Here is a 22,025-nt window from a genome sequence, read left to right as displayed (position 1 = left end):
TCGCAACCACAGCGACGGTAAACGTCAGATAGAATTCAAGCCCCATAACCTTATCCAGCTTGGTGATAGAAACTGCTACGGCCAGACACTGGATAACACCAAAAGATAACGCGCCGGAACGCCCTTCAGTCACCTTGCTAAAATCATTCAATATCCGGCTGCACAATATCGCACCCTAAGTCACCAAATCTTTTGCTTTCTACAGGTTTTGCATCTGGAAGGTAGACCAAATCGCAAGGGTTAGCGTCTGGATCGTTTGGGGTCAAAGTCCCTCTGTCATCAGGAACGCAAGGCAACATCATGTCGCCATCTTCTGAACGGCACAATGCCCAACATGCGACGGGCATATACCACCATTCCTCATCACTGCCATTTTCTTTTACCCGCAGATACCAGCCGGGATTTGCTGCAATCATGCTGACAACCTCAACACCATCTATACGGTTAAAATGAAACACAACTCACCTCATCTGTTATAAAAATTAAAATTTACTGCTCAGACTGTCTACCTGTCTACTCTGCATAAATTAATAAACATTTTCAGTTAGTTAACTGGTAGAGAGTCTCCCCTTAAAGTGTCTACTACTGTCTACCAGACTCTCTACTTTTGAGCAAAAAACACCTTAAAAGTAGACACGGTAGACAGTTTAACCCTGAGTGTCTACCAACTGTCTACTCAATTAAAATACTGATAATTAAATATATTTATAATCGAGTAGACACGGTAGACACTTAAATCAATTATTTAGTTTTTCCTTCACCTTCGGTTACGCCTATTGCCGCAGGTAGCCACCCCTCAGCAGCTTCAGCCAACAGAACATTTGATATCGTCCGTCCCTTATCCGCCCCTTTGGTACATTGTTTGCGCTTGTACTCTTTCCCATACTCCGCCATTGCCCCCGGCATATCCGTACCGAACCGGGTTAACGAGACGGGCCTGCCAAGGCCATGTGCGGACATATATGAAAGATAAGAGTGATACAAATAGCGCCGTGGGCTAAACGGAACCATTTCGGCATTCCCCACAATCATGCCCTCGCATTCTACCAACGCCATCAGATAGCCGCAGAAGTCCACCAGCGAATCCCCTTCACGCTTGATAGCCAGCGCCTCTTCGGATTTCTGCTGTTCATGCAACAAACGTTTTGCCTCGTCCCCGTCATTGCTGGGAAAGCGGCTTAACAGGTGACGCATGATGACGGCCAGTTCACCTTCAATCTTTTCCGGTAGCATTGGATCACGTTCGTTTTCCGGCACCACTTCGGAGAAGTTAAAAATTACCCGTCGCCGGGATATGCCGCCGCTTCGGTCACTGAACGTCATGGCGTTGTTGTTCACGGCCAGCACCACCGCAGGAATACGTGTTGAGTAAGGCGCTTTGTGTTTGGGGTCGATGGATACCTTATCCCCGCCCGTTATCGCCTTAATCCCTGCGCCGTCGCCAGCGTAGCGGGTCATATCCGGCATGATGATGAGTGAATAGCCAACCACCAACGCACGATCTCGCGGGTCTTCCAGTGCCTTCATACTGGCCGATACGGTATTGGCTTTACCCGCCAGCATGGTGCAGATTTCCGCAAAAACGCTTTTACCGCTTCCCCCTGGTCCCGTAACTTCAAGGAACAACTGCCAGTCATAGCGGTTAGCCAGCACCATAAACAACGCTGACAGAACACGATCCGCTTTCCGTTTATTGTTGCCAACGGAACGGCTCAACCACTTCCAGAAGCTGGGCGCATGGGTCGCCAGCGTTTCCCCCTCTGCCGGGGCGCTGAATGGCAATTCACTGGCTATCAGTAACCAATCTTCCTGACTATGGTCACGGAATTGCCCGGTACGGGTATCAAATACTCCATTACTGAACCCGATAAGATTACGGGCAGTCGCCCCCATGACAGGCAAACTCAGCTTCATGGTTTCCACAGCGGATTTAATGGCGTTCTGCGAGTAGGCAATCTCCTCCTCGATAAAAATTTGGGCCATTTCCCGCTGTAAATCCTTATCGGCCACTGGCTCCCATATCACGCCGTTGTAGTGGTGAACGGTGTCAGAATCACCATGAACCGCTAAATCACCACCATAATGCGCCCGTAACACTTCACCGCGCTGGCTGGCTCCCATGCGGGAAAGGTCAGTTACTCCTATATCCTGAGTCTTCTTCTTTGGTAGGGGTAACGGGAACACGCGATTAATCCGCTCATCGTCACAAAGCTGGGCTTTCACGTCCTCCTTACCGATGATGCCTGCTACCAGCACCATACGGGCTTCACGCTGTTTCTTTGGATCAGTCGCTATCAGTCCCTCATCACATAGCCACTCATAGGTGGTTTGGCTGGAATCCACTAGCCGGTTCAGCTCCTTAGCCAGCATTCCGTAACTGGTTGCATCGTCCGGGTGGCGTATAGCTGCTATGGCCGTATCAGCCCGATCAACGATATGACCATTCACCCAACGATACAGACAGGAAAATAGCGCATCAGATATGGTTTCCCGTGCTTTTGTCTCTGCCGTCATACCTGTGGCCTCCCTACCATCTGGAACTTGCCGATCAACGGGTGGAACCAGTATTTACTGCCATATTTACGTTTGGCACCCTTGATAACGATCAGAGCCGCTTTACGGAATTTCTCTTCATGCACGATGTGGCCGTTGCCCTGCTTCACAATCATTACGCCACTGTTACGCGCCAGTTCCTCCGCCTTATTGGTGGATAGCCCCATTTCAGCCGCCAGCGTCGTTAGCGGAGCCATACCGTCCGGTACGTTGCCTTTTTGCTGCATCGCTGCAAGGGCAAGCTCCAGCGCTTCTACGCGCTTCACCAATCCGTTAAACGTTACTTGGCTGATCATGTTTGGCCCCTTCCATAAAAACAAACTCGGCAAGAAAGCGGTTATCGGGATAAACACACTCCGCTGAATAGCCATCACGCACAAACGTTACGCGGTTAAAGGCAGTCGCTCTGACAGTGACGCATTGGCCGTTCTTGTCCTGATAGAGATCATTTGGTTGAGGTTGGCGCATTGCGTACCTCCATCGCTTTATCAAGATGATTAATGGCACCAGCTACCAGCGACAGAACGGCGGCAACAAGGTTAGCGTCCTCTTCTTCCCGTTCCTCATTTGATAAGGAATCAAGCCACATAGAGAGAACCGCCCTGGCCTGCTTGTTCATTGCATTGGCATGTTCGACGCACGTAACGACTTCAAGATGTTGTCTGTTCATGGCTGAATCCCCGCATCTACTTCCTCAAAGCACGTAATGGCGTAAATGCCATCAACCCACAAATAAACCTCACGGCGTTGCTGTTCGTCGGTGATTTGGGGAATGACCTCAGTCAGTAGGTGCCGTAATCCCACCTGAGCGCGTAAAAGACGATTACGCGATATGTTTTCCGGCGTAGCGGGTACTGGCGCACAAGTTGAGCCAATCAGGGCGTTAACACGCCGCTGATCGTCGTAGTAAGCATCCAGATTGATTTCGTTCGCCTTTACTGGAGAAAAGTCACGGATAAACGCATCCCGCTGGTAGTGATGCCTGGCTTGCGGGTATTGCTCATAGGAGAACACAACGCGATCAACTGTTTGCTCCTGGATAACCACCGACACTTCACTATTGTTCTCGATGAAACGAGCGCCCACAGAAATTAGCTCACGCATGACGCACCTCCGTAGAAGTAGAAGGTGTTGGCTTAAAGTGGCTTTCAATCACCTGTAGGTTGTCTTCCACCAGCATCACCATTACAGATACCTGGCTCATGGCGCTGCGCATTCTGGCGTTAACAGGGTCGCGTATCCATTCCAGATCGCGTCTGGTGTCGTACTGCTTACACCATGCCATTGCGATGAATTCTTGGTGTTTAGCCAGTTCATCAAAGTAAGTGCGTAACGTGGTAAGCGCCTCTTGTGGCGTCTTTTCAGGGGAAAGTAATTTCCCGCTGACAACATGCGGAGCGATAGAGTTAACCATGTGTCACCTCCACCAGCTCAGCTTCTGCCCTTTCCAGCATTTCAGCGACGGCTTCAAGTGCATTTTCTACAGCGGGGTTGTTAATGTCATGGGACGCTATCAGCGTAATAATGGCCTTGGCGTGAACAATTTGAGTGTGCGCCTCGTCCGCATGATTGATGTGTTTCTTAAGCATGGCCAACCTCCCCTTGAACCGTGGTTTCCGATGTATGGAAGGCTTGGTGAAGGCTATTCAGCCGCTCCGCTAACACGAAAGTTAAAATCTCTTTAGCTTCGGGGTTACTCAGTTCAACAATGGCATAGGCCAAAGCACGGCACTGATCGATAACCTCTTCCAATTCCAAAGGCGTGTTATCAAACATGGCGCACCTCCTGCGTTTCGGTTTCAACAACACAGGTAGGCATGACGATTTCCACCATATCCACCAATGGAAGGCGTGCAGCAAAAGAGAGGATGAAGTGAGGGGCCAGAATAAGGCGGGCTTCACGTTCAGTTGCAGCCTCAACAGACAGGCGACAAGGCTTGGCCTTCTTGTCGTGGCGGTTAAGAGCAAGAAAGCGCCATGTAAATTTAGGGTGAGTTTGGGTACACTTCGGCATAGCCATAGCGTTAGTCTCCATAACGTTTGTGGTTAGAGGCCCGTAGGTGTTGGTAGCACTTATGGGCTTCGCTTCCCCCTGAGATATAAAACCATCAAGGTGGACTCCACTATAATCATTAAGTGGACTCCACATCAAGTGTTTTAAAAAATATTCCTTTCGGTATACTGTACTCCACCACATAACAGGAGGGGCGGTAATGGCAACTGGTACAAAGAATGAAAAATCCCAAAAGGTGCAGGCCCGCGCACCACATGAAGTAGTTGATGCGATGGAAGAAGTGAAAGAACCAGGGGAAAGCACTGGACAATTTATCGTTATGGCAATGCAGGGAGAAATCAAACGCCGCCAGCGCAAGAAAGCCAAAGATACAAGCAATGAGGGCGAATTATGAAAATCACCAAAGCAATAGCCATGGAAGAAATACGCCAAGCTTTTGTTGGGTTTCGTGTAGATTTTATCGAAGATGATTCTATCGCGATCAGAACACGGGTTTTCTTTGATGAGCACGGAATTGCATGGCTCAACCTCCCAACAATACCAATAATTGGATACCAGACCACCGAAAGACTTGATAAAAGCATCAAAGAAATAAAAGTTATTTTCGACCAAGAATACACTAGCTATCTCAAAAGCTAAAAATTGAATGAAATCAGCGGACTCAATTTTGAGCTGGTTAAGTAAATCTAAATACTGTTTATGTTCAGGCAAACTCGAATATTGTTCGTGTTCACAATATGCTGGAATTAGGCGTAAATAATTGACCTGATCGATCAGCGTGTTATTCTGGACATGCTTTAGTTTTGTGCAGTGACACGAGCGGCCCGGCATGGCCGCTTTTGTTTTATTTAGCATCAGATACCCCCAGCAAACGTTTAGCCAGCCAGCGCTGAGCCAGTTCAGTTAATTTCGCCTTGCGGGCAATTGTCGGCGTATCCAAATCCAACAACGCACAATCACGGTTTCCCAAATAAGCTAATAACGCCAGTTGATCAGCGTTCATATGGTCACGTACCTGCTTAACTGCGATACCTTTCTGTTTCGCCCAGATTCGCGGGTGTACGCCCAACACAAGGTCATTCAGGAACGAACATTCATTGCTGTAGGCAAAGCCGTGCTGTTTGTCTCCGGTACGCTCGATATAGCCCTTCATTGCGTCGGCCATGCTTTTGTGATCTTCACAGGCCGCTACGCGATTCTTTCGCCAGTTCAGCAGGGCGGCTTGATGTTCCTCCGGTGCTACACGGCGTAAACGTTCTTCGCAGTCGATGAAATACTGACGAGCCAACTTTCCCTGATCGTTACGTTCGACCATCGAAAGCTCTTTCGCCATATTCAGGCTGAGAATGTAATCGTGTTCGATGCGCTGGCGAGATTTTGAACTCGCCCGTTTTGGCGAGGTCAAATTTTCAACAATTACATAATCAACCCCTTCAACAAATCCGTATTGCTTGATTCGGCCTTTAATCCAGTTAGTGAAGTCACGCCCAACTTTTAAAAACTCATGAAGTTTTCGCCCACGAACTGACTGAATTTCTTTCCCGCCGATATTGCTTATGGTTACAGGGATTCGCGCAGCAAAGTTATTGCCGGAATTACCCGTTTGGCTGGTTTCTGGCTGAGTTTGGCCGCAGCCAGTTAAGGCCGTAATTTTTTTCTGAGTCATTTCTATCGCTCCAAAAAGTTGTTATTCAGAGCCGCCGCGACAGCGTTAAGGATGCTGCAATTTACTTAGCGCAATGTACCGCAATTAATTTTCTTTTCGCTGATCAGGCGATCTTGCGAGTAATTGCATATTGATTCTGTTAGGCCGATTTACGGCTATATGGGTTATTAACGTTCTCTACAGATGGCGGATTGCGAACCCACCAGAGCACATCACTAAGAAGCCAGGCACAACTATTACGGCCAAAATGGCAACGAGGCGGGAAGCGCCCCTCTTGCTCCATCTTCCAGCGACTGGAACGGGAAAGGCTGGTGATTTCACCGCATTCATCTTCACGAATCCGGCGATCAAACTTGAAGCCGTACTCTTCAAGAAGGTTACGGCGTTGCTCGGGGTTAGGTGGGGTAAAGATAATATTGCTCATGCTGCCTCCACTGTTTCTAGGTTTGTGGAGGGTATTGTTATCAATCAAAAAAAACTTGTCTGGAATATTCCGGAAAGTTAACGGAATTTCCAGAGATCACTCATCGACAGAGAAAGGGATATCAACCTCATTAACCCATCCCTGAACAGTCTTTCCTGATGGGGCTATGATATTAAGATTTTTAAAATCTTTTCTTATATCACTGTCATTTCCATCAAGAAATCGGCGCGGTTTTTCCGCCACCTCGTTTCCATAATGAATGCGCAAAAGCGATTTTATGAACTGAGTACGCAGATTTATAGTTTTTGTTGAGTGAGCATCATCTGCATAAAGAGGATAAGTATGATCGGGATTTTTTGGCAGAACTATTTTTTCCTTACCACCATTAATGTAATTTGGAAGTTCCTCCCCGTCACTGCAATTTTTTATAGTTAAGAAATCACTTTTAATTACATAAATCCCGTCAAGTTCTAAATTAATAAATTCATCCAACTCAAAAGAGACAAACATCTTATTATTTATCGATAAAAAAAGGTCGTACAAACTTGGTTGAAAATCATATAATACGCCAACGCCAAAAGCCGTGTGCGGCAATGCCCATAACCCACTGAAAGAACATGGATATCCACCATCCTTTTCAATGGAGTTATCTATATTACCCTCTTCATCTTTAATAAATAAATCAAGTACACGAGAAAAAGAATCAGATACAAAACCCCGTGTACATAGCTCATTTTTCAAAATCGCCGCAGATTCAAATTGCTCTTCTGTAAACCGGTCTAAATCTCTATCTTCATTTTTTATTCCATCACCGAAAAAACGAACAAAGCCCGTACCATTTTCAAAAGAAACATATAGCTTAATCGCGCCAATCGATGCCCAATGAAATAAATCGCCGACTTCGCAACCTAATAATTCAGCCGCACGCTTAACGGGATAATATTCGCGTAATGGCATACCCATGTCGTCACCCTCAACGCCCCTAAATAAGTTAGCAAGGCAGGCGGGTAGGGTTTCCCGCTTTTCGGTTGGCCGACCTAGCCTTGCCTAATCAGTTTAAGCCGTTCTGCTCCCCGGAAGCAAAACAACATTCTCATGTCCACCAGCCAATACATCCAGCCGCTCTACCCACTTATTCAGTGCATCCAGCTTTTCCGGTAGGTATAGGCTGCGGTTGTATACCGCCATGACGCCACCCAGCGAGTGACCAAGAAGCAGTTCAACAATGTGGGGCGGTATGCCCAAATCATTCATGTCCGTTGAGAACGTTCGGCGCAGATCGTGAAGCGTCCACGGCTCAGAATGCTTTAATCGTTGGCAAACCCTGCCACCAGTGGAACTCACCGCCGTATTCTCTTTTAACTCACCGAGCAAATAGCCCGTTTTTTTATTCTGCTCTATCAGTCTCTCAATAAGCGGATATATCCTATCAGGGATCGGCCTTATTATTTTTTCACCCGTCTTGCTGTGCTTTTCGGGAACAGTCCATAAACGCGATTTTAAATCCCACTCATCAACATTCGATAATCGAACCTCTACGGTACGCGAACCAAAAACCACCAGCAGATAAATAAGGTTCTCATAATAGGGTGAGAAAAAATCACTGTTTAACGCCTGTAATAATTCCGTTAGCTCCGTGTTTGAAAGAACCCGTTTACGTTTATTTATCTTAACGCCGATATCCTGCATCGTTAAACCATCGAGAGCATGGCACACAGCAAAGCGGCGCACACGGCAAAATTTAAATGCTTGTTGTGACATTTGCAGCAGCATCCCAGCGACGCTAGGCGCTTTCTTTTTCGCTCTGGTAAGGCAAGTTAGCCAATGGTGTGTTTCGCAGTCTGATAGCGCCATATCGCCAATCAACGGAAACACATGGTTATTAAACCGTTCCCGATACCTGGCATCATTAACTAAGTTGCCATCAACGTATTCAGCCAGCCAGTAATCTATCGCGTCCTTCACTGTAATCGGTTTAAGCGTCGTTTCCCGATCCAGTTTCATCATTCTTTGTGGGTCTCGCCCTTCTGCCAGCCATCGGCGGCACTGGTCACGCATTTCACGGGCTTTTGCCAACGTCAGATCGGGATATTTGCCCAGCGTGGCAAGGGTGGCTTCTGTTTCACGTCCCCCCAACCTGTATTTGTACAGCCAGGTGATAGAACCTGTTTTTGTGATACGCACCATCAACCCGGCACCGTCAGACAGCTTTGTTAACTTCTCGCGGGGAACGCCGAGCATTGCCCGTAGCTTCTTATCTGTCAGACGATTGATCGAGGTGGCCATAAAAAACCTGTTTTGTTACCCCACGGATTACCCCACAGTTTGCCGCATAACCGCGCAAACGTCAAAAAACACTGGAACAATATACAGGTGAATTTTTAATTAATTTATTGATAAATAATGATTTTATTAAAACAGAGGTAAGCATGAAAACAGGATGTGGAAACTGTGGCGGTAACTTAGCATGCTTGCTTCCGGTGAAGTTTTTATAAATAACGTCGATTAACCGACAGTATAACCGTCTGCGGCGGAAAATATCCCTTCAATACCGAAACAACGCCCCACCTTGCGAACGGCCCCGCAAACCAGCCATTTTTATCGTCTTAAATCAGTAAATTGTGAAACATAACCGTTTTTCATTCGATTGAAAGCTACCGCTATTCAGACACATAAAGTACGATCGCACGCTAACCATGATGGAATTGGACGTTATTCTGATGGAACCTGAATATCAGCGCTGGCTGATGGCGCTTTCCGCCCCGATGGCCGCACTCAATATCAAGTACGGCGCCCGCTTCAGCGACCCGACCTTTTATGAACCCGGTGAAACCATCAGCCTGAGCAACAGTTGGGGCATTACGTCCCGAGAGGGGCTGATCTCAATGATTAACGATATGACAGACGGCGGCCATGCCGAACGCCTGGCGTATGACTATCATCTTTGGCACCATCTGACGGCATCCGAATGGCAGCGGCATTGCACCAGTCAATCTGAAGAAGCACAGGGTACACTCGCGCTGATAGCCGAAACGGCTGCACTATGCGGTGCCGGTGGGATCCGAGCCTGGGATCTGGGCCGCATGAGTTTCCTGAGCCGCATCGGATTACTCAACGGCTGGATTAACGAAAAAGAGAACCTGTGGATCCACACCCGACTGGCTGGCAGAGCACGTTATTATTACCGCAGTTGGGAGAATTATTACGCTGCATTCTTAATCGGCCGCACTTACTGGCTCGCCTCAGATGAAGACGATCCAGAGTGCCAGCGCTACATTTTCAGCAACTGTAGCCAGATTCCTGACTACATCGACCAAATCGGCACGCTCTATACCCATCCAGATTGCCCGATTCATGACCTCGACTGGGATGTTGATCCAATAGAAATGGATAAGCCCGAGTCCTTACCAGAAGCGGAAATATAATGGACACACTGTGCTGGCAGCGGCTAGGCATTGAACCGACTCAAGATCTGGATGTTATCCGTCAGGCTTATCGTCAGAAAGTGCCGCAGTTTCACCCAGAAACCGATCCCGATGGCTTTAAACAGTTGCGCGAGGCATATGATACTGCCTGCAAGCTGGCAAAAAAACCGGTGCTGTTGGGTGATGAAGAACACGCTAATACTGAATCGCGCGACACGGCCTCGCCAACCGAGAATACCGCTACTGATAACGCCGATCCCCAGGCAGAAGCACTGGTTAGCGCGTTTGATCGGCTGTTAAGCAACCCAGCCGAACGCGTCGTCCCGCTGTATTGGGAACGTTACATTCAGTTGCTGAATCAGCAGGCTTTCGATGTGATCGATCGTATTCGCTGGCCGCTGCTCCAACGCCTCATGCGTGAATCTTGCATCTCAATCCACTGTGTCCGCGTACTGGCCGAACGCCTACGCTGGCAGCAGCGGCAGGGAGAACTATCTGGCGATGGCATGGAAGAAATCCATAACTTCCTCGACTCGCTCGGTTATGAGGATCTGTTCGACTTTTCCTTACTGTCACACCTGAGCTTGCCCGCACAGCTCGAAACCATCTTCTATTTTCATCAGGCTAATAGCACATACTGGAACCGCCCGGCATTTATGCTGAGCATGCTGCTGCGTAATCCAACAGCCATTTATTGGCCTGACATCCCAGAGCTGATGCAAAAGCTCGCGCGCTGGCACACTCACGCGGGTGTTCCCAGCGCCATACTACGTGATTACTGCCTACAGCAGTTGGACGCAGCGCCGAACGACGCCGAATGGCTCGCACTCAGCGCCAATCTCTGTTCCCTTACCGGAGAGGACAAGCAGGCCTTCACGCTGTGGTTGACGCTTTATCAGCAAACCCATCACGCACAGGCTGAACAATGGCTGATCGGCTGGTGTCAGCAACATCAGCCGGACGCCCTTCCCTTGCTGATTCAGTCGCTCAATGATACCCCAGCGCCCGATCTGACAGAGCTAGCGCTGGACGATCCACGCCAGCGTTTCTTCATTTCACAGCACAACACCCACATGCTGATTCGCTGGGGAGAAGCGCTGAAATTGCCGCTGTCACCCATGGCGGAAAGCTACGCGCGCTGGAAGCTGGGAAAACAGGAGCTGCGAAACATCTATCAGCACTTGCTGCTACATAACGGGGACACGATTCAGGATCGCCTGTACTGGCACGCCTGTATGTTAACCGTGGGTAATGAGCACTTGTTACAGGATATTCTGGCGCAGCCGTTACCCGATGAACCGCTGTATGCGTTGATCTTACAGGGGTTACAGTTTCAGGCGAGGCAGCGCTTATCCTGGCTGAAAACCTCCGGGGCGATTCACACCTTCACACAATGGCTGTATTCAGAGTCAGAAGAAGAATTGCCGAGCGCGTGTAGCGATCAGAAATCGTCCGCCTGGCTGCAAGTGCAAACCTGGTTACGGCAATGGCGCCCGCTGTCGCTGAACCAGCTTAACAAGCTGTACAGCAGCAGCATCCACACGGAAGAAATCGACCCGATCAACGATTGTCTGGTCGAACTGTCCGCACGTTACGCGTGTGATGCCTCTCTGACACCACAAGGGAGAAATAAGCCACAGGATCTCAGCGCCAGAGAGGAACTGAGGCAGGCTATCCTGATTACATTAATGATGACCGATCCACTATCCTGTCTGGGTTTACCGCGCCAGTCGGTGCTGCCCGAACTGGCTTTAACCCACCCAGCGCATTCACTTTCTCGACTCTTTCGCAAGGCGGAATGCCGCGATGGCGATGCGGTCACGCCGCTGAAAAAACAGCTAGTGCTCACTGACCCGCTGCACTATCACTGTTGGATGAATTTCCCTGTCTCTATCGAGGAATATCTCACCAGCGGGGAAATTTATGGCGAGTCCGCCGCCAGCCATTTTTATCTTACCAATGACCACTGGCAAGCAGAGCTAGCGAAATCCCCCCTCATCTATCAGATCTTTTTCCACGCGTTTTACACCCTGTCGGGAGACGAAGAACAAGCAGGGCAACACCGTGAGCGGCTGGCAGCGCTGCCCGTTGAAACACAGCAGGAAGATGATATTCGTGCCGCCTTTATTGAAGAATCGGATGATCTGGAAAAACCATTAAAACAGCTCTCTGACGACAAACGCATCACGCTCGTCGGCCAGTTGATTCAAAGCTACGCGAAGAATCACGAATACTTATTTGATAATAGCGATCAACGCTTTTTAACCGAGCACCTGTTCTATCCGCATGAAGACATCACGCTGAAATTGATCGCAAAAGTGTTGCTGCAATGCACCGATCGGCGCGAACGTCAGTTCAGCCTACTGCAGGCCAGAAAAAGCAACTGGTGGCAATTTTGGCGCACCAACACACGCATTGGTCGCATCGGTTTCCTGATACAAGGTGGATTGGGGAGTTATTGTCTCTACCGAGCAAGCGACTGGCTAGGGTCGCCACCGCCGTATATTGAAGGGCTACTGATGGTGCTAATGGTCTGCAATTTACTGAGTGCCGTGCGTCGCCGCTATAACGATGTCGGCGTTCGTGCACCATGGGGTATGAGTTTCTTCAGCATACTCATACCGATATGTTTGCTGATCCCATTGCTGGCGCCGAGCCTTAACCGCTGGAATAAATTCGGCCCACCGCCGCACGGCAAGAAAGCCGACACCGATACCACACTTGCCTGACGAAAATGATTCTGGCGGCACTGCACGTGCCGCCAGAATATCAATGAGAAACCTCATCTAGATATTGCTCAATACGCTGCCGTGTTTCGTCAATAGCTGGGGCGTATTGCTCCGCCAGCACCTGTTCAAAGTCACGCAACCAGAAGCCGATCTGTTCCCGTTCTTCCAGACGCGTCTGCGCCCAGGCTTTTTCCAGTCGCGCCAGCAGATTACGATTCATCAGATTGTCTCTGGGGTGGATCTTCAACGTTTGCAGTTTCTGATGGCTTTTCTGCTGTTGCTCGGCGCTGAGCCCCGTCGGGCTACGGTCGATCACTTTCGTGAAATTATCACCGCTGTCCGGCAGGTTAACATCCACTTCCAGCAACCCATTGATGTCATAGCTGAAACGCACCTCAATAGATTGCTTATAGGATTTCGCTTTTATCGGCATGGTGAATTCATCGATAAACACGTTGTTATCGACATAAGGGCTTTCCCCCTGATAGATCGCGATGCAGATATTGTCCTGTCCGGGTGAACCCGTGGAAAATGTTTCTACCCGCGAGGTCGGCACCACCGTATTGCGCTCCAGTATCGGGGAAAACAGGCCGTTTTGCCGATCGTTGGCGGTTTTAATACCGAGGGTGTACGGGCAAACGTCTGTCAGGATCACTTCTTCAATGTCCTGCTCACGTAGCCGGCAGGCGGCCTGTACCGCCGCGCCTTTGGCAACAACGGTATCCGCATCCAGATGCTGATAAGGCAATTTGCCAAACAGCCTGACCACCAGTTTCTGGATAATCGACATCTTTGATGCCCCGCCGACCAGTACCACGTGGTCTAGCTGCTCTGGCTTCAGACGAGCATCGTGCAATGCCTGCTCTATCGGCGCGCGAATACGGTTCATCAACGGCAGCCATGCGGCTTCAATCGCGTCATTATCCAGCACGATGCGCCAGTCTTCTTCACGCCAGTGCCATAGCAGTTCATTCGATTGAGAAGGAAAACCGGGCTGACATTTCAGCGCTTCAGCATGGCTGTAAAGGCGCGCCAGATCGGTCGCAGGAATCACCGCATCTTCAAGTTTCCACGCGTTCAGGCAGGTTTTCACCACAGCCTGTGTGAAATCTTCGCCCCCCAGATAGTTGTCGCCCGCCGAGCTATGCACTTCGATCAACGGAAAGGCGTATTCCAACACGCTGACGTCGAAAGTACCACCACCTAAGTCGAAGACCAGCGTGCGCCCCAGTTCCTGCGTGTGTAAGCCGTAGGCCATAGAGGCGGCAGTGGGCTCATTGATTAAGCGAACCGCATTCAACTCTGCCAGTTCCGCCGCAAAACGCGTCTGCTTACGCTGTTCATCGCTAAAATAGGCGGGCACGGAGATCACCACATCTTTGATGGGATGCCCAAGGTAACTTTCTGCATCGGCCTTGAGCGATTTCAGCACCATGGCCGACAGCTCAGCGGGAGAGAATGTTTTATCCCCGAGTCTGAAGGTTTTCTTGCTCCCCATGTAGCGCTTAAACAGCGACGCCGACACCTGCGGATGCGTCGTCAAACGGGAAATCGCAGGTTTACCCACCAGAATACTGCCGTCTTCATCAATGCTGATGGCCGAGGGGGTGAAGTTGTCATTCAGCGCATTCGGTATCAGGCGGGCCTCACCATTTTGCCAAACGCTAATCAGGCTATTTGTCGTGCCCAGATCGATACCAATGGCCAGAGAAGCGGCTTGCGGGTGCGTCATGCTGTTATTCCTTAATTAACTATTCCGTACACTGCATATTCCCAGAGTGCCTATCAGGCGCCAACAACTGGCCCGTTCAGCAAGCAGGGCAATAGTATATACATCTTGGTCAGGAAAAGACCGCGCACAACGGATTCAGGAATATTTTTCAACAGATCTGGTGAGTGATAAATAAGCGTTATATCATTAAGTATATAACGATCATTCACGGAGCATTACCATGGGAAACCATTTTGAGCGAGGCGTCCTCGCGGGGCTGAGATCCGCTAACCCAAAATCCACCAACGACATTAATCCTTATTGCTACGATTATCGGCGTGGCTATATCTGTGGCTATGCTCACAATCTGGCGGAAACCAAAGGCGACCGCCAGCAGGCCGCCTTCGAAGCCGGGCTGTTATCACGCCGCTACGGTCTGGAACGAGAGAGAGTCGCTGAGTTCTTTACCGAACAAGGCAACCCTTACGCGATTCGGTTTTTTTATGCTGGCTATGATGCGCACACGCCGCGCTAGTTGATGCCAGTTAGCGGTGTGCTTCGCGTAAATCGAAGTTAATGGGGATCGTGATGGCGAGCTGCGCGTTACCGCTGTTGATCCCACTATGCTACCGTCGATAATCCAGTGTTAACCAAAGATAGGGTTACCTATACTCGTCATACTGCTAACCGCTTGAAGTTCGACGAGTATAAACCTGGAATAACAGATTATGACCGATGCAAAATATACCCACCATCTTGAAGAGATTATCACTCATGGTTTTGAAACCATTGATCCAGATGAAAAAACTGAGGTAAACCTAAAAGACCTGCTGTATGTCTACGGCGTATTACAGGAGTACATGCGTTTTTTCCATCAACCGGAACATTACCAAACATTGGATGATGTGATTGCGTTTCTAGGGTCGAATAAAGACAATGCTGGCTTTCAGATACTCAGTACTGCCGTATATAAAAAAATGAGCGGTATGTTTCCGTTACATATTGACGAAAAATTTGATAACGGGGATTTTGATTCACCGCAGTTGCCTTTTTACTATGATGAAAAACGACATAACATCCTTAATAAAACGCGTAATAATAATGGGTAAAAGGCATCTGATTTTATGATCCGCAAAGAATGGAATGAACATTTGCAAATCGCAGAAGAGCAGCCTGAACATTTACAATATCGAAGTAAATGGGCCTGTTTTCACTGCCGTACCGCTTTTGTCCGTTTCCAAAGTCAGCAGCAGGCTGTGCGCTGCCCGACATGTGAAGCAATAACGTCAGACATGGGATATCTGTTTCAGCCCCCGCCCAAGCATAATAAAAAAGCTTGGGCCATTGTCCAATTATTAGCCAAACACCACATCGCTTATCACCGGGCAGGCGCGGTTGCATTTATCAATGCTTTTATTACTGAATACGGGAAATTACCGTTGAAAGGGGTACAGAAAAATATCGATCTTTATCTGGCAGATAAAAAGCAGGGTGTGGCAAAGCATTAACCACTGACATCCCCTTTCGTTATGAGTAGGTAATCCACCATTGATTTTCACGGCACTTGACCTCATCTTAGTAATTAATCCGCAGTAGATATCCGCCTTGCTGGTCTCTCTTCAACAGATTCCACTTACTGGCAACGAGATCACCCACAATTATCAGGACGGCACCATGACGAATCCATTACTGACCTCATTTACCCTGCCCCCGTTCTCCAGCATTAAAACGGAAGATATTGTCCCGGCAGTAAAATCCGCGTTGGATGAATGCCGCGAGACGGTAGAGCGTGTGGTCGCGCAAGCGGGGCCGTTTACGTGGGATAATCTGTGTCAGACGCTGGCAGACAGCGACGATCGCCTTAGCCGCATCTTTTCCCCCATTAGCCATCTGAATGCGGTAAAAAACAGCCCGGAGCTGCGCGGTGCTTATGAACAATGTCTGCCGCTGTTATCCGAACACAGTACCTGGGTTGGCCAACATGCCGGGCTGTATCAGGCCTATCGCAGCCTGCGTGACGGCGAACACTACACCACGCTGAGTCTGGCGCAGAAGAAATCCGTTGATAACGCGCTGCGCGATTTTGAACTGTCCGGTATTGGCCTGTCGCCAGAAAAACAGAAACGCTACGGCGAAATTTCCGCTCGTCTGTCTGAACTCGGCTCGCAGTACAGCAACAACGTGCTGGACGCCACGATGGGCTGGAGCAAACTGATTACCGACGTCGCCGAACTGGATGGTATGCCGGAAAGCGCGCTGGCAGCCGCCAAAGCGCAGGCGGAAGCCAAAGAGCAAGATGGCTGGCTGCTGACGCTGGATATCCCGAGTTACCTGCCGGTGCTGACCTACTGCACCAATCAGGCACTACGTGAAGAGATGTACCGCGCATTCGGCACCCGCGCGTCCGATCAGGGACCCAACGCGGGCAAGTGGGACAACAGCGAAATTATGGCGGAAGAGCTAGCGCTGCGCCACGAACTGGCACAACTGCTGGGTTTCGACAGCTACGCGCACAAGTCACTGGCAACCAAAATGGCGGAAAACCCGCAGCAGGTGCTCGATTTCCTGACAGATTTGGCGAAACGCGCCCGTCCACAGGCGGAAGAAGAACTCGCCCAGTTACGTGCCTTCGCCAAAGAACACTTCGGCGTGGAGGAATTGCAGGCCTGGGATATCACCTACTACAGCGAACAACAGAAGCAGCATCGGTATTCCATCAGCGATGAGCAGTTACGTCCGTACTTCCCGGAAAACCGCGCGGTAAACGGCCTGTTTGAGGTGGTTAAACGCATCTACGGCATCACCGCCAAAGAGCGCAAAGATGTCGATGTGTGGCACCCGGACGTTCGCTTCTTCGATCTGTTCGATGAAAGCGGTGAACTGCGCGGCAGCTTCTACCTCGATTTATACGCTCGTGAACACAAACGCGGTGGAGCCTGGATGGACGACTGCGCAGGTAAACTACGCAAAGGCAACGGCGAGCTGCAAAAACCCGTCGCCTATCTGGTCTGTAACTTCAACCGTCCAGTCAACGGCAAACCGGCGTTGTTCACCCACGACGAGGTTACCACCCTATTCCACGAGTTCGGTCACGGCCTGCACCATATGCTGACCCAGATCGATACCGCCGGTGTCGCGGGCATCAACGGTGTACCGTGGGATGCGGTCGAGCTGCCAAGCCAGTTCATGGAAAACTGGTGCTGGGAACCGGAAGCACTGGCCTTTATTTCCGGCCACTACGAAAGCGGAGAACCACTGCCGCAGGCACTGCTGGATAAAATGCTAGCGGCGAAGAACTATCAGGCTGCGCTGTTCATTCTGCGTCAGTTGGAGTTTGGCCTGTTCGATTTCCGTCTGCATGCCGAGTTCGATCCTGCAAAAGGTGCACAGATTCTGCCAACGCTGGCGGAGATCAAAGCGCAGGTAGCCGTAGTGCCAAGCCCAAGCTGGGGCCGTTTCCCGCATGCATTCAGCCACATCTTTGCGGGCGGCTATGCCGCAGGCTATTACAGCTACCTCTGGGCCGACGTGCTGGCAGCCGATGCCTACTCTCGCTTTGAGGAAGAAGGGATCTTCAACCGCGAAACCGGTCAGTCATTCCTGGATAACATCCTGACCCGTGGCGGTTCCGAAGAGCCAATGGAGCTGTTCAAACGCTTCCGTGGTCGTGAACCTCAGCTTGATGCCATGCTCGCGCATTACGGCATCAAAGGATGAGCATCTGCTTAATCGCAGAAGAAGGCGCCGATAGTGGCGCCTTATCTTCTTTAGCCAAGCGCTGGGGGTTGGTTTCCGATCCTGATGCGGTAATGGCGCTAGTGCTAACGGCGGAACGTCTGGAACTGCGCAAGCAGGATGAGCCGAAACTCGGCGCTATCTTCGTCGATTTCGTTGCCGGGACGATGGCGCACCGTCGTCGCTTTGGCGGCGGACGCGGTGAAGCCGTTGCTAAAGCCGTAGGTATCAAAAAAGATTATCTGCCAGATGTCGTAGATGCGACCGCCGGGCTGGGGCGTGATGCCTTTGTGCTGGCAGCATTAGGCTGTCGGGTACGCATGGTGGAACGCAATCCGGTCGTTGCCGCACTGCTGGATGACGGGTTGCAACGTGGCTATCAGGATGCAGAAATCGGCCCGTGGCTGCGGGAACGACTCACGCTGCTACACGCGTCGAGCATGACGGCGCTGCGTGACATCACGCCGCCGCCGGATGTGGTTTATCTCGATCCGATGTTTCCACACAAACAAAAGAGTGCGCTGGTAAAGAAAGAGATGCGAGTGTTTCAGTCGCTGGTAGGTGCGGATGATGATGCCGATGCGCTGCTGGAACCCGCACGTGCGCTGGCAAAGAAACGCGTCGTGGTGAAGCGACCTGACTATGCACCACCGCTGGCGGGCGTACCAGCACAGTCCATGTTGGAAACCAAAAGCCACCGCTTCGACTTCTATCTTCCCGCTTGAATCCCTTGCCGCTGCACCGATAAACGTGTTGGCGGCTAAAAACCCATCCTGCTTCGCATTTCCTATGCCGCTTTTGCAAAGTCTGTGGCACAGATGAGAAGCAAATCGCATAATTTCACGCTATCACTTTTTATGACACTAAGATGACATCATGAAAAAAACGCTTTTGTCACTTCTGCTTTGTTTGAGTACTTCTGCTATGGCCGCTCAAGATCCGATAAATATTACGATTCTGGGGACATCCGATCTGCACGGCACTTTTGTTCCCTGGGATTACGCTACCGATACCGCCAACATGGCTGGCAGCCTGAGCCAGATCGCGACGCAGGTGCATAAAGTTCGCGCACAGCAGCCGAATGTCATTCTGGTTGATGCGGGCGACACCATTCAGGGCAACTTTGTCGAAACCTTCAAGAATGACAAAGTAAGCCCAATGATGCTTGGTTTCAACGCCATGAACTATGACGTCTGGGTGATGGGTAACCACGAGTTTGATTTCGGACTGAACGTGCTTTCCACCTCGCTTAATCAGTTCAAAGGCACCGCGCTGGCGGGCAACATTTTTTGGGAGAGCGGTAAACCTTACCTACCTGCCTATAAAATTGTCGAACGCCAAGGCGTGAAGATTGGCATCATCGGCATGGATACGCCGATGACCGCTGAATTCGCCAAAGGTACTGACCGCGTGAAAGGGCTGAACTTTATCGATCCCGTCGGGGCGGTAAAAACCGTTATCCAACAAATCCACGGCAAAGTGGATGCCATCGTGTTAGTCGCCCATATGGGGATCGATAACGAAAACCAACGACCGGGTACTGGCGTGGGTGATATTGCTCGCGCTAATCCAGAATTAGCCGCCATCGTCGCGGGTCATATGCACGTAAAAGTGGATAAAGAGGTGATTAATGGCGTGATCGTCACCGAACCGGACAGGTATGGCCGCGCGCTGTCGCGCATTGATTTACAGTTTGAGCAGCAGAACGGCAAATACGTGCTGATTAATAAAGACAGCTATACCTATTCGATTAAAGGCGTAGATTCCGACCGGAAGATGGAAGATATTTACGAGCCTTATCACAATACCCTGCGCGCCAACGCCAACCGTCCGATTGCACAGCTTCTTGGGCACGATCTGGTACCGCAAGATGCCGTGAAAGGGATTCCTCAAGTACACGTGCAGGACACGGGCATCAGCGCCCTATTCCAGGAAGCCAGCCATCATTACGCCCCCAAAGCGCAGGTTATCGCGCTGCAAATTGATAACGATCGACCTAAGCTGAACGTCGGCACCATTTCCGCAAAAGACATTGCCTTTAACTACCAATACGCTGGCGGTGAAATCACGGTTTATCAGCTAACCGGAAAAGAACTGAAGAAATACATGGAGTGGTCAGCGGATTACTTCAACCAACTGCAAGACGGCGATGTGACTTACAGTTTCAATCCTCAGCGTCGCGCGTCCAAGTATTCTACTAATGATTTCTTCGACGGCGTGACGTACACCATCGATCTCACGAAATCCGCCGGGCAACGCATAACCGACCTGAAAATGAATAACGGAACGCCAGTTACCGACGACATGCCGATCCGTCTGGGCATGAACAGCTACCGTATGGGTCACCTGACGCAGAAAGGCGGCGTGCTGGAAGGCATGCAGTTCCCAGTGCTGTCGGATACCAAAGTAGAATATGGCGAAGAGGCAGGCACGATTCGTAACCTGACCATCCGCTATTTAACTGAGGTGAAAAAAGGCCAATACGAGGGCACCGTACCACAGCGCTGGAAACTGACTGGATTGCAGGGCTATGAGCGTGAACGCAAAATTATCGAATCACTGCTCAACAGCGGGAAAATCAGCGTACCAACCTCAGACGATGGTCGCTACAGCAACGTGCAATCCATCAACGTGAAGTCGTTGCTGCTGCCGGATGCCGCGCAAAGGGAAAAGCGCGTGGCGGAACTGACGCAACAGCGCGACAGCACCACCAATGCGTTGACCAAGCAGCGGCTGAACGATCAACTGACGATTATCGCGGCGATTAACTGACAGGCGTTATCTCTCGCTGCGGGCTTTCCAGCGTTCGCTCGTCAGGTAGCCGTTCACGCCGACATCCAGGAAAAGGCGTGGCGGCAGGTAGTTTGCCTGTCCGAGCGATTGCATATCGCTAATCAAGTTTTTGACTATCCAGACTGCACACTTGCGTTCAAATATGCCCACAGGACGCTGTCGTATCGGGCGTTCGACAAACAGGCCTGCGTTGACCAGAAGTCCATCGTAGATAATAAGCGGATAGAAAAAATTTTGGGGCTGACCAAAACAAAAATGGTAGCCTCGGAGAAGGATTAAATACCGTCGAGAAGAAAATCAATCGCGGCTTTGATCTGAGTACGATAAAGGGACGCATCGCAGAACACCGCCCCCAGAGAACAAACGGGAATGCTCGCCATCTCATGCGTCATAACTGCATATTCTTTATCGTCGGTCAGTCTGACAAGCGGAACCAACCGCTCGGGACGCGTGCTGCCTGGGTACTTTTCAACAGGCAGCAGGGGGATCACAATCCTGCGGTTCAGTTGGCCGATAATATCGCTGGTTACATCAAGCAGCAGGGGATAGACGGCGCTCTTCCCGGTGTTGCTGTATACAGTGAACTGCATTCTTAAAATGTCCTGTACTCATCGCTGAAACAACCGTGTTCATCGTGAAACCGGTTAAGCGCTTCCAGCGCTTCGCTATTTTCCTCCTGCCACTTTTTCGCTTCGTACTGGCGTAGTTCAGCATCAAGGGCTGCGGTCAGGGTGGCACTGAGATTAATTCCAGCCTCACGCGCACGGCTGAGTAAGGATCGTTCTACGGTCATGGTAACGCTTTGCGTTGCTCGTTGTGTTTTAGCCATAAATACCCCGCGTCAAGTGCCGTGTAATAAACACGGCCTTTTAGACGCATCATAACACCAAAAAGGCAATATAACGGAAAAATCCGGGTTCCGGCGTAAAAGGCCACAATGGTGTAAGCCTTGAAGAGAACAGGTTGTACCGGAAG

The 22,025-nt window shown here is 50.2% G+C and carries 27 protein-coding genes; 10 read left to right on the top strand and 17 right to left on the bottom strand.

What is annotated here, in order from left to right; all coding sequences use genetic code 11:
- Positions 1–143: 143 nt before the first annotated feature.
- The 10 genes from A7983_RS08160 to A7983_RS24140 form a co-directional block, all read right to left on the bottom strand.
- Complete coding sequence (locus A7983_RS08160) at positions 144–416, bottom strand: hypothetical protein (RefSeq protein ID WP_152413522.1); 273 nt, start codon at positions 414–416, stop codon at positions 144–146.
- 325 nt (positions 417–741) lie between these two features.
- Complete coding sequence (locus A7983_RS08155) at positions 742–2,514, bottom strand: DNA primase family protein (RefSeq protein WP_005968161.1); 1,773 nt, start codon at positions 2,512–2,514, stop codon at positions 742–744.
- Positions 2,511–2,849: a hypothetical protein gene (locus A7983_RS08150; protein WP_005968163.1), complete on the bottom strand. Its 339-nt coding sequence runs from the start codon at positions 2,847–2,849 to the stop codon at positions 2,511–2,513. The genes A7983_RS08155 and A7983_RS08150 overlap by 4 nt, the downstream gene beginning before the upstream one ends.
- On the bottom strand, positions 2,827–3,021 hold the full coding sequence (locus tag A7983_RS23215) for a DUF4222 domain-containing protein (RefSeq protein ID WP_005968165.1): 195 nt from the start codon (positions 3,019–3,021) through the stop codon (positions 2,827–2,829). The genes A7983_RS08150 and A7983_RS23215 overlap by 23 nt, the downstream gene beginning before the upstream one ends.
- Complete coding sequence (locus A7983_RS08145; protein WP_005968166.1) at positions 2,999–3,223, bottom strand: hypothetical protein; 225 nt, start codon at positions 3,221–3,223, stop codon at positions 2,999–3,001. Before A7983_RS08145 ends, A7983_RS23215 begins: the two co-directional genes overlap by 23 nt.
- Positions 3,220–3,657, bottom strand: coding sequence for a hypothetical protein (locus A7983_RS08140; protein WP_005968168.1), 438 nt, complete (start codon positions 3,655–3,657; stop codon positions 3,220–3,222). Before A7983_RS08140 ends, A7983_RS08145 begins: the two co-directional genes overlap by 4 nt.
- Positions 3,650–3,967: a hypothetical protein gene (locus A7983_RS08135; protein WP_005968171.1), complete on the bottom strand. Its 318-nt coding sequence runs from the start codon at positions 3,965–3,967 to the stop codon at positions 3,650–3,652. The genes A7983_RS08140 and A7983_RS08135 overlap by 8 nt, the downstream gene beginning before the upstream one ends.
- Positions 3,960–4,142, bottom strand: coding sequence for a hypothetical protein (locus A7983_RS08130; protein WP_005968174.1), 183 nt, complete (start codon positions 4,140–4,142; stop codon positions 3,960–3,962). Before A7983_RS08130 ends, A7983_RS08135 begins: the two co-directional genes overlap by 8 nt.
- Positions 4,135–4,329, bottom strand: coding sequence for a hypothetical protein (locus A7983_RS08125; RefSeq protein ID WP_005968176.1), 195 nt, complete (start codon positions 4,327–4,329; stop codon positions 4,135–4,137). Before A7983_RS08125 ends, A7983_RS08130 begins: the two co-directional genes overlap by 8 nt.
- Positions 4,322–4,573 (bottom strand): host cell division inhibitor Icd-like protein, encoded by a 252-nt coding sequence (locus tag A7983_RS24140; protein WP_005968179.1) that lies wholly within the window; start codon positions 4,571–4,573, stop codon positions 4,322–4,324. The genes A7983_RS08125 and A7983_RS24140 overlap by 8 nt, the downstream gene beginning before the upstream one ends.
- 193 nt (positions 4,574–4,766) lie before the next feature.
- Between A7983_RS24140 and A7983_RS24135 the strand changes: the two genes are divergently transcribed.
- Positions 4,767–4,961, top strand: a complete 195-nt coding sequence (locus A7983_RS24135; protein WP_005968182.1) for a YlcI/YnfO family protein — start codon at positions 4,767–4,769, stop codon at positions 4,959–4,961.
- Positions 4,958–5,206 carry a hypothetical protein gene (locus A7983_RS08110; protein WP_005968185.1) on the top strand — a complete coding sequence of 83 codons (249 nt, stop codon included), beginning with the start codon at positions 4,958–4,960 and terminating at the stop codon, positions 5,204–5,206. The genes A7983_RS24135 and A7983_RS08110 overlap by 4 nt, the downstream gene beginning before the upstream one ends.
- Before the next feature lie 205 nt (positions 5,207–5,411).
- On the opposite strand, the gene A7983_RS08105 is transcribed toward A7983_RS08110, so the two are convergent.
- The 4 genes from A7983_RS08105 to A7983_RS08090 form a co-directional block, all read right to left on the bottom strand.
- Positions 5,412–6,233, bottom strand: coding sequence for a phage antirepressor Ant (locus tag A7983_RS08105; RefSeq protein WP_005968186.1), 822 nt, complete (start codon positions 6,231–6,233; stop codon positions 5,412–5,414).
- Between the two features lie 139 nt (positions 6,234–6,372).
- A complete protein-coding gene (locus A7983_RS23205; protein WP_005968187.1) occupies positions 6,373–6,657 on the bottom strand; it encodes a helix-turn-helix transcriptional regulator in 285 nt (94 codons plus the stop codon).
- A gap of 96 nt (positions 6,658–6,753) precedes the next feature.
- A complete protein-coding gene (locus tag A7983_RS08095) occupies positions 6,754–7,620 on the bottom strand; it encodes a hypothetical protein (protein WP_005968188.1) in 867 nt (288 codons plus the stop codon).
- A 93-nt stretch (positions 7,621–7,713) separates the two neighbouring features.
- Positions 7,714–8,943, bottom strand: coding sequence for a tyrosine-type recombinase/integrase (locus A7983_RS08090; RefSeq protein ID WP_005968189.1), 1,230 nt, complete (start codon positions 8,941–8,943; stop codon positions 7,714–7,716).
- Between the two features lie 410 nt (positions 8,944–9,353).
- On the opposite strand from A7983_RS08090, the gene A7983_RS08085 reads away from it, so the two are divergent.
- Complete coding sequence (locus tag A7983_RS08085) at positions 9,354–10,082, top strand: DUF1266 domain-containing protein (protein WP_005968190.1); 729 nt, start codon at positions 9,354–9,356, stop codon at positions 10,080–10,082.
- Positions 10,082–12,811 carry a hypothetical protein gene (locus tag A7983_RS08080; protein WP_005968191.1) on the top strand — a complete coding sequence of 910 codons (2,730 nt, stop codon included), beginning with the start codon at positions 10,082–10,084 and terminating at the stop codon, positions 12,809–12,811. Before A7983_RS08085 ends, A7983_RS08080 begins: the two co-directional genes overlap by 1 nt.
- A gap of 40 nt (positions 12,812–12,851) precedes the next feature.
- On the opposite strand, the gene A7983_RS08075 is transcribed toward A7983_RS08080, so the two are convergent.
- Positions 12,852–14,543, bottom strand: a complete 1,692-nt coding sequence (locus tag A7983_RS08075; protein WP_005968193.1) for a molecular chaperone HscC — start codon at positions 14,541–14,543, stop codon at positions 12,852–12,854.
- A gap of 220 nt (positions 14,544–14,763) precedes the next feature.
- On the opposite strand from A7983_RS08075, the gene A7983_RS08070 reads away from it, so the two are divergent.
- The 6 genes from A7983_RS08070 (at position 14,764) to A7983_RS08045 (ending at position 21,029) form a co-directional block, all read left to right on the top strand.
- Positions 14,764–15,057, top strand: coding sequence for a DUF2623 domain-containing protein (locus A7983_RS08070; protein ID WP_005968196.1), 294 nt, complete (start codon positions 14,764–14,766; stop codon positions 15,055–15,057).
- 193 nt (positions 15,058–15,250) lie between these two features.
- Entirely contained in the window at positions 15,251–15,631 is a 381-nt protein-coding gene (locus A7983_RS08065) for a hypothetical protein (protein WP_005968197.1), read from the top strand.
- Positions 15,632–15,646: 15 nt separating this feature from the next.
- On the top strand, positions 15,647–16,030 hold the full coding sequence (locus A7983_RS08060; RefSeq protein WP_005968198.1) for a hypothetical protein: 384 nt from the start codon (positions 15,647–15,649) through the stop codon (positions 16,028–16,030).
- Positions 16,031–16,196: 166 nt separating this feature from the next.
- A complete protein-coding gene (gene prlC / locus A7983_RS08055; RefSeq protein ID WP_005968199.1) occupies positions 16,197–18,239 on the top strand; it encodes an oligopeptidase A in 2,043 nt (680 codons plus the stop codon).
- Positions 18,236–18,982, top strand: a complete 747-nt coding sequence (gene rsmJ, locus A7983_RS08050; RefSeq protein WP_005968201.1) for a 16S rRNA (guanine(1516)-N(2))-methyltransferase RsmJ — start codon at positions 18,236–18,238, stop codon at positions 18,980–18,982. The genes prlC and rsmJ overlap by 4 nt, the downstream gene beginning before the upstream one ends.
- A 151-nt stretch (positions 18,983–19,133) precedes the next feature.
- On the top strand, positions 19,134–21,029 hold the full coding sequence (locus A7983_RS08045; protein ID WP_039478889.1) for a bifunctional metallophosphatase/5'-nucleotidase: 1,896 nt from the start codon (positions 19,134–19,136) through the stop codon (positions 21,027–21,029).
- 296 nt (positions 21,030–21,325) lie between these two features.
- On the opposite strand, the gene A7983_RS08035 is transcribed toward A7983_RS08045, so the two are convergent.
- Positions 21,326–21,640, bottom strand: a complete 315-nt coding sequence (locus A7983_RS08035; RefSeq protein ID WP_005968205.1) for a CcdB family protein — start codon at positions 21,638–21,640, stop codon at positions 21,326–21,328.
- 2 nt (positions 21,641–21,642) lie between these two features.
- The gene (locus A7983_RS08030) at positions 21,643–21,879 is read right to left on the bottom strand and encodes a type II toxin-antitoxin system CcdA family antitoxin (protein ID WP_005968207.1); all 237 of its coding nucleotides are present in this window, start codon (positions 21,877–21,879) and stop codon (positions 21,643–21,645) included.
- Between the last annotated feature and the right edge of the window lie 146 nt (positions 21,880–22,025).

The sequence above is a fragment of the Pectobacterium wasabiae CFBP 3304 genome, from assembly GCF_001742185.1.
Taxonomy (GTDB): Bacteria; Pseudomonadota; Gammaproteobacteria; order Enterobacterales; family Enterobacteriaceae; genus Pectobacterium; species Pectobacterium wasabiae.
This window is presented reverse-complemented; position numbering and strand designations above follow the sequence as displayed.

Excerpts from the sequence above, each read along its gene's own strand:
- A7983_RS08160 (WP_152413522.1), bottom strand. The coding sequence starts at position 416 with ATGATTGCAGCAAATCCCGGCTGGTATCTGCGGGTAAAAGAAAATGGC.
- A7983_RS08155 (WP_005968161.1), bottom strand. The coding sequence starts at position 2,514 with ATGACGGCAGAGACAAAAGCACGGGAAACCATATCTGATGCGCTATTT.
- A7983_RS08150 (WP_005968163.1), bottom strand. The coding sequence starts at position 2,849 with ATGATCAGCCAAGTAACGTTTAACGGATTGGTGAAGCGCGTAGAAGCG.
- A7983_RS23215 (WP_005968165.1), bottom strand. The coding sequence starts at position 3,021 with ATGCGCCAACCTCAACCAAATGATCTCTATCAGGACAAGAACGGCCAA.
- A7983_RS08145 (WP_005968166.1), bottom strand. The coding sequence starts at position 3,223 with ATGAACAGACAACATCTTGAAGTCGTTACGTGCGTCGAACATGCCAAT.
- A7983_RS08140 (WP_005968168.1), bottom strand. The coding sequence starts at position 3,657 with ATGCGTGAGCTAATTTCTGTGGGCGCTCGTTTCATCGAGAACAATAGT.
- A7983_RS08135 (WP_005968171.1), bottom strand. The coding sequence starts at position 3,967 with ATGGTTAACTCTATCGCTCCGCATGTTGTCAGCGGGAAATTACTTTCC.
- A7983_RS08130 (WP_005968174.1), bottom strand. The coding sequence starts at position 4,142 with ATGCTTAAGAAACACATCAATCATGCGGACGAGGCGCACACTCAAATT.
- A7983_RS08125 (WP_005968176.1), bottom strand. The coding sequence starts at position 4,329 with ATGTTTGATAACACGCCTTTGGAATTGGAAGAGGTTATCGATCAGTGC.
- A7983_RS24140 (WP_005968179.1), bottom strand. The coding sequence starts at position 4,573 with ATGGCTATGCCGAAGTGTACCCAAACTCACCCTAAATTTACATGGCGC.
- A7983_RS24135 (WP_005968182.1), top strand. The coding sequence starts at position 4,767 with ATGGCAACTGGTACAAAGAATGAAAAATCCCAAAAGGTGCAGGCCCGC.
- A7983_RS08110 (WP_005968185.1), top strand. The coding sequence starts at position 4,958 with ATGAAAATCACCAAAGCAATAGCCATGGAAGAAATACGCCAAGCTTTT.
- A7983_RS08105 (WP_005968186.1), bottom strand. The coding sequence starts at position 6,233 with ATGACTCAGAAAAAAATTACGGCCTTAACTGGCTGCGGCCAAACTCAG.
- A7983_RS23205 (WP_005968187.1), bottom strand. The coding sequence starts at position 6,657 with ATGAGCAATATTATCTTTACCCCACCTAACCCCGAGCAACGCCGTAAC.
- A7983_RS08095 (WP_005968188.1), bottom strand. The coding sequence starts at position 7,620 with ATGGGTATGCCATTACGCGAATATTATCCCGTTAAGCGTGCGGCTGAA.
- A7983_RS08090 (WP_005968189.1), bottom strand. The coding sequence starts at position 8,943 with ATGGCCACCTCGATCAATCGTCTGACAGATAAGAAGCTACGGGCAATG.
- A7983_RS08085 (WP_005968190.1), top strand. The coding sequence starts at position 9,354 with ATGATGGAATTGGACGTTATTCTGATGGAACCTGAATATCAGCGCTGG.
- A7983_RS08080 (WP_005968191.1), top strand. The coding sequence starts at position 10,082 with ATGGACACACTGTGCTGGCAGCGGCTAGGCATTGAACCGACTCAAGAT.
- A7983_RS08075 (WP_005968193.1), bottom strand. The coding sequence starts at position 14,543 with ATGACGCACCCGCAAGCCGCTTCTCTGGCCATTGGTATCGATCTGGGC.
- A7983_RS08070 (WP_005968196.1), top strand. The coding sequence starts at position 14,764 with ATGGGAAACCATTTTGAGCGAGGCGTCCTCGCGGGGCTGAGATCCGCT.
- A7983_RS08065 (WP_005968197.1), top strand. The coding sequence starts at position 15,251 with ATGACCGATGCAAAATATACCCACCATCTTGAAGAGATTATCACTCAT.
- A7983_RS08060 (WP_005968198.1), top strand. The coding sequence starts at position 15,647 with ATGATCCGCAAAGAATGGAATGAACATTTGCAAATCGCAGAAGAGCAG.
- prlC (WP_005968199.1), top strand. The coding sequence starts at position 16,197 with ATGACGAATCCATTACTGACCTCATTTACCCTGCCCCCGTTCTCCAGC.
- rsmJ (WP_005968201.1), top strand. The coding sequence starts at position 18,236 with ATGAGCATCTGCTTAATCGCAGAAGAAGGCGCCGATAGTGGCGCCTTA.
- A7983_RS08045 (WP_039478889.1), top strand. The coding sequence starts at position 19,134 with ATGAAAAAAACGCTTTTGTCACTTCTGCTTTGTTTGAGTACTTCTGCT.
- A7983_RS08035 (WP_005968205.1), bottom strand. The coding sequence starts at position 21,640 with ATGCAGTTCACTGTATACAGCAACACCGGGAAGAGCGCCGTCTATCCC.
- A7983_RS08030 (WP_005968207.1), bottom strand. The coding sequence starts at position 21,879 with ATGGCTAAAACACAACGAGCAACGCAAAGCGTTACCATGACCGTAGAA.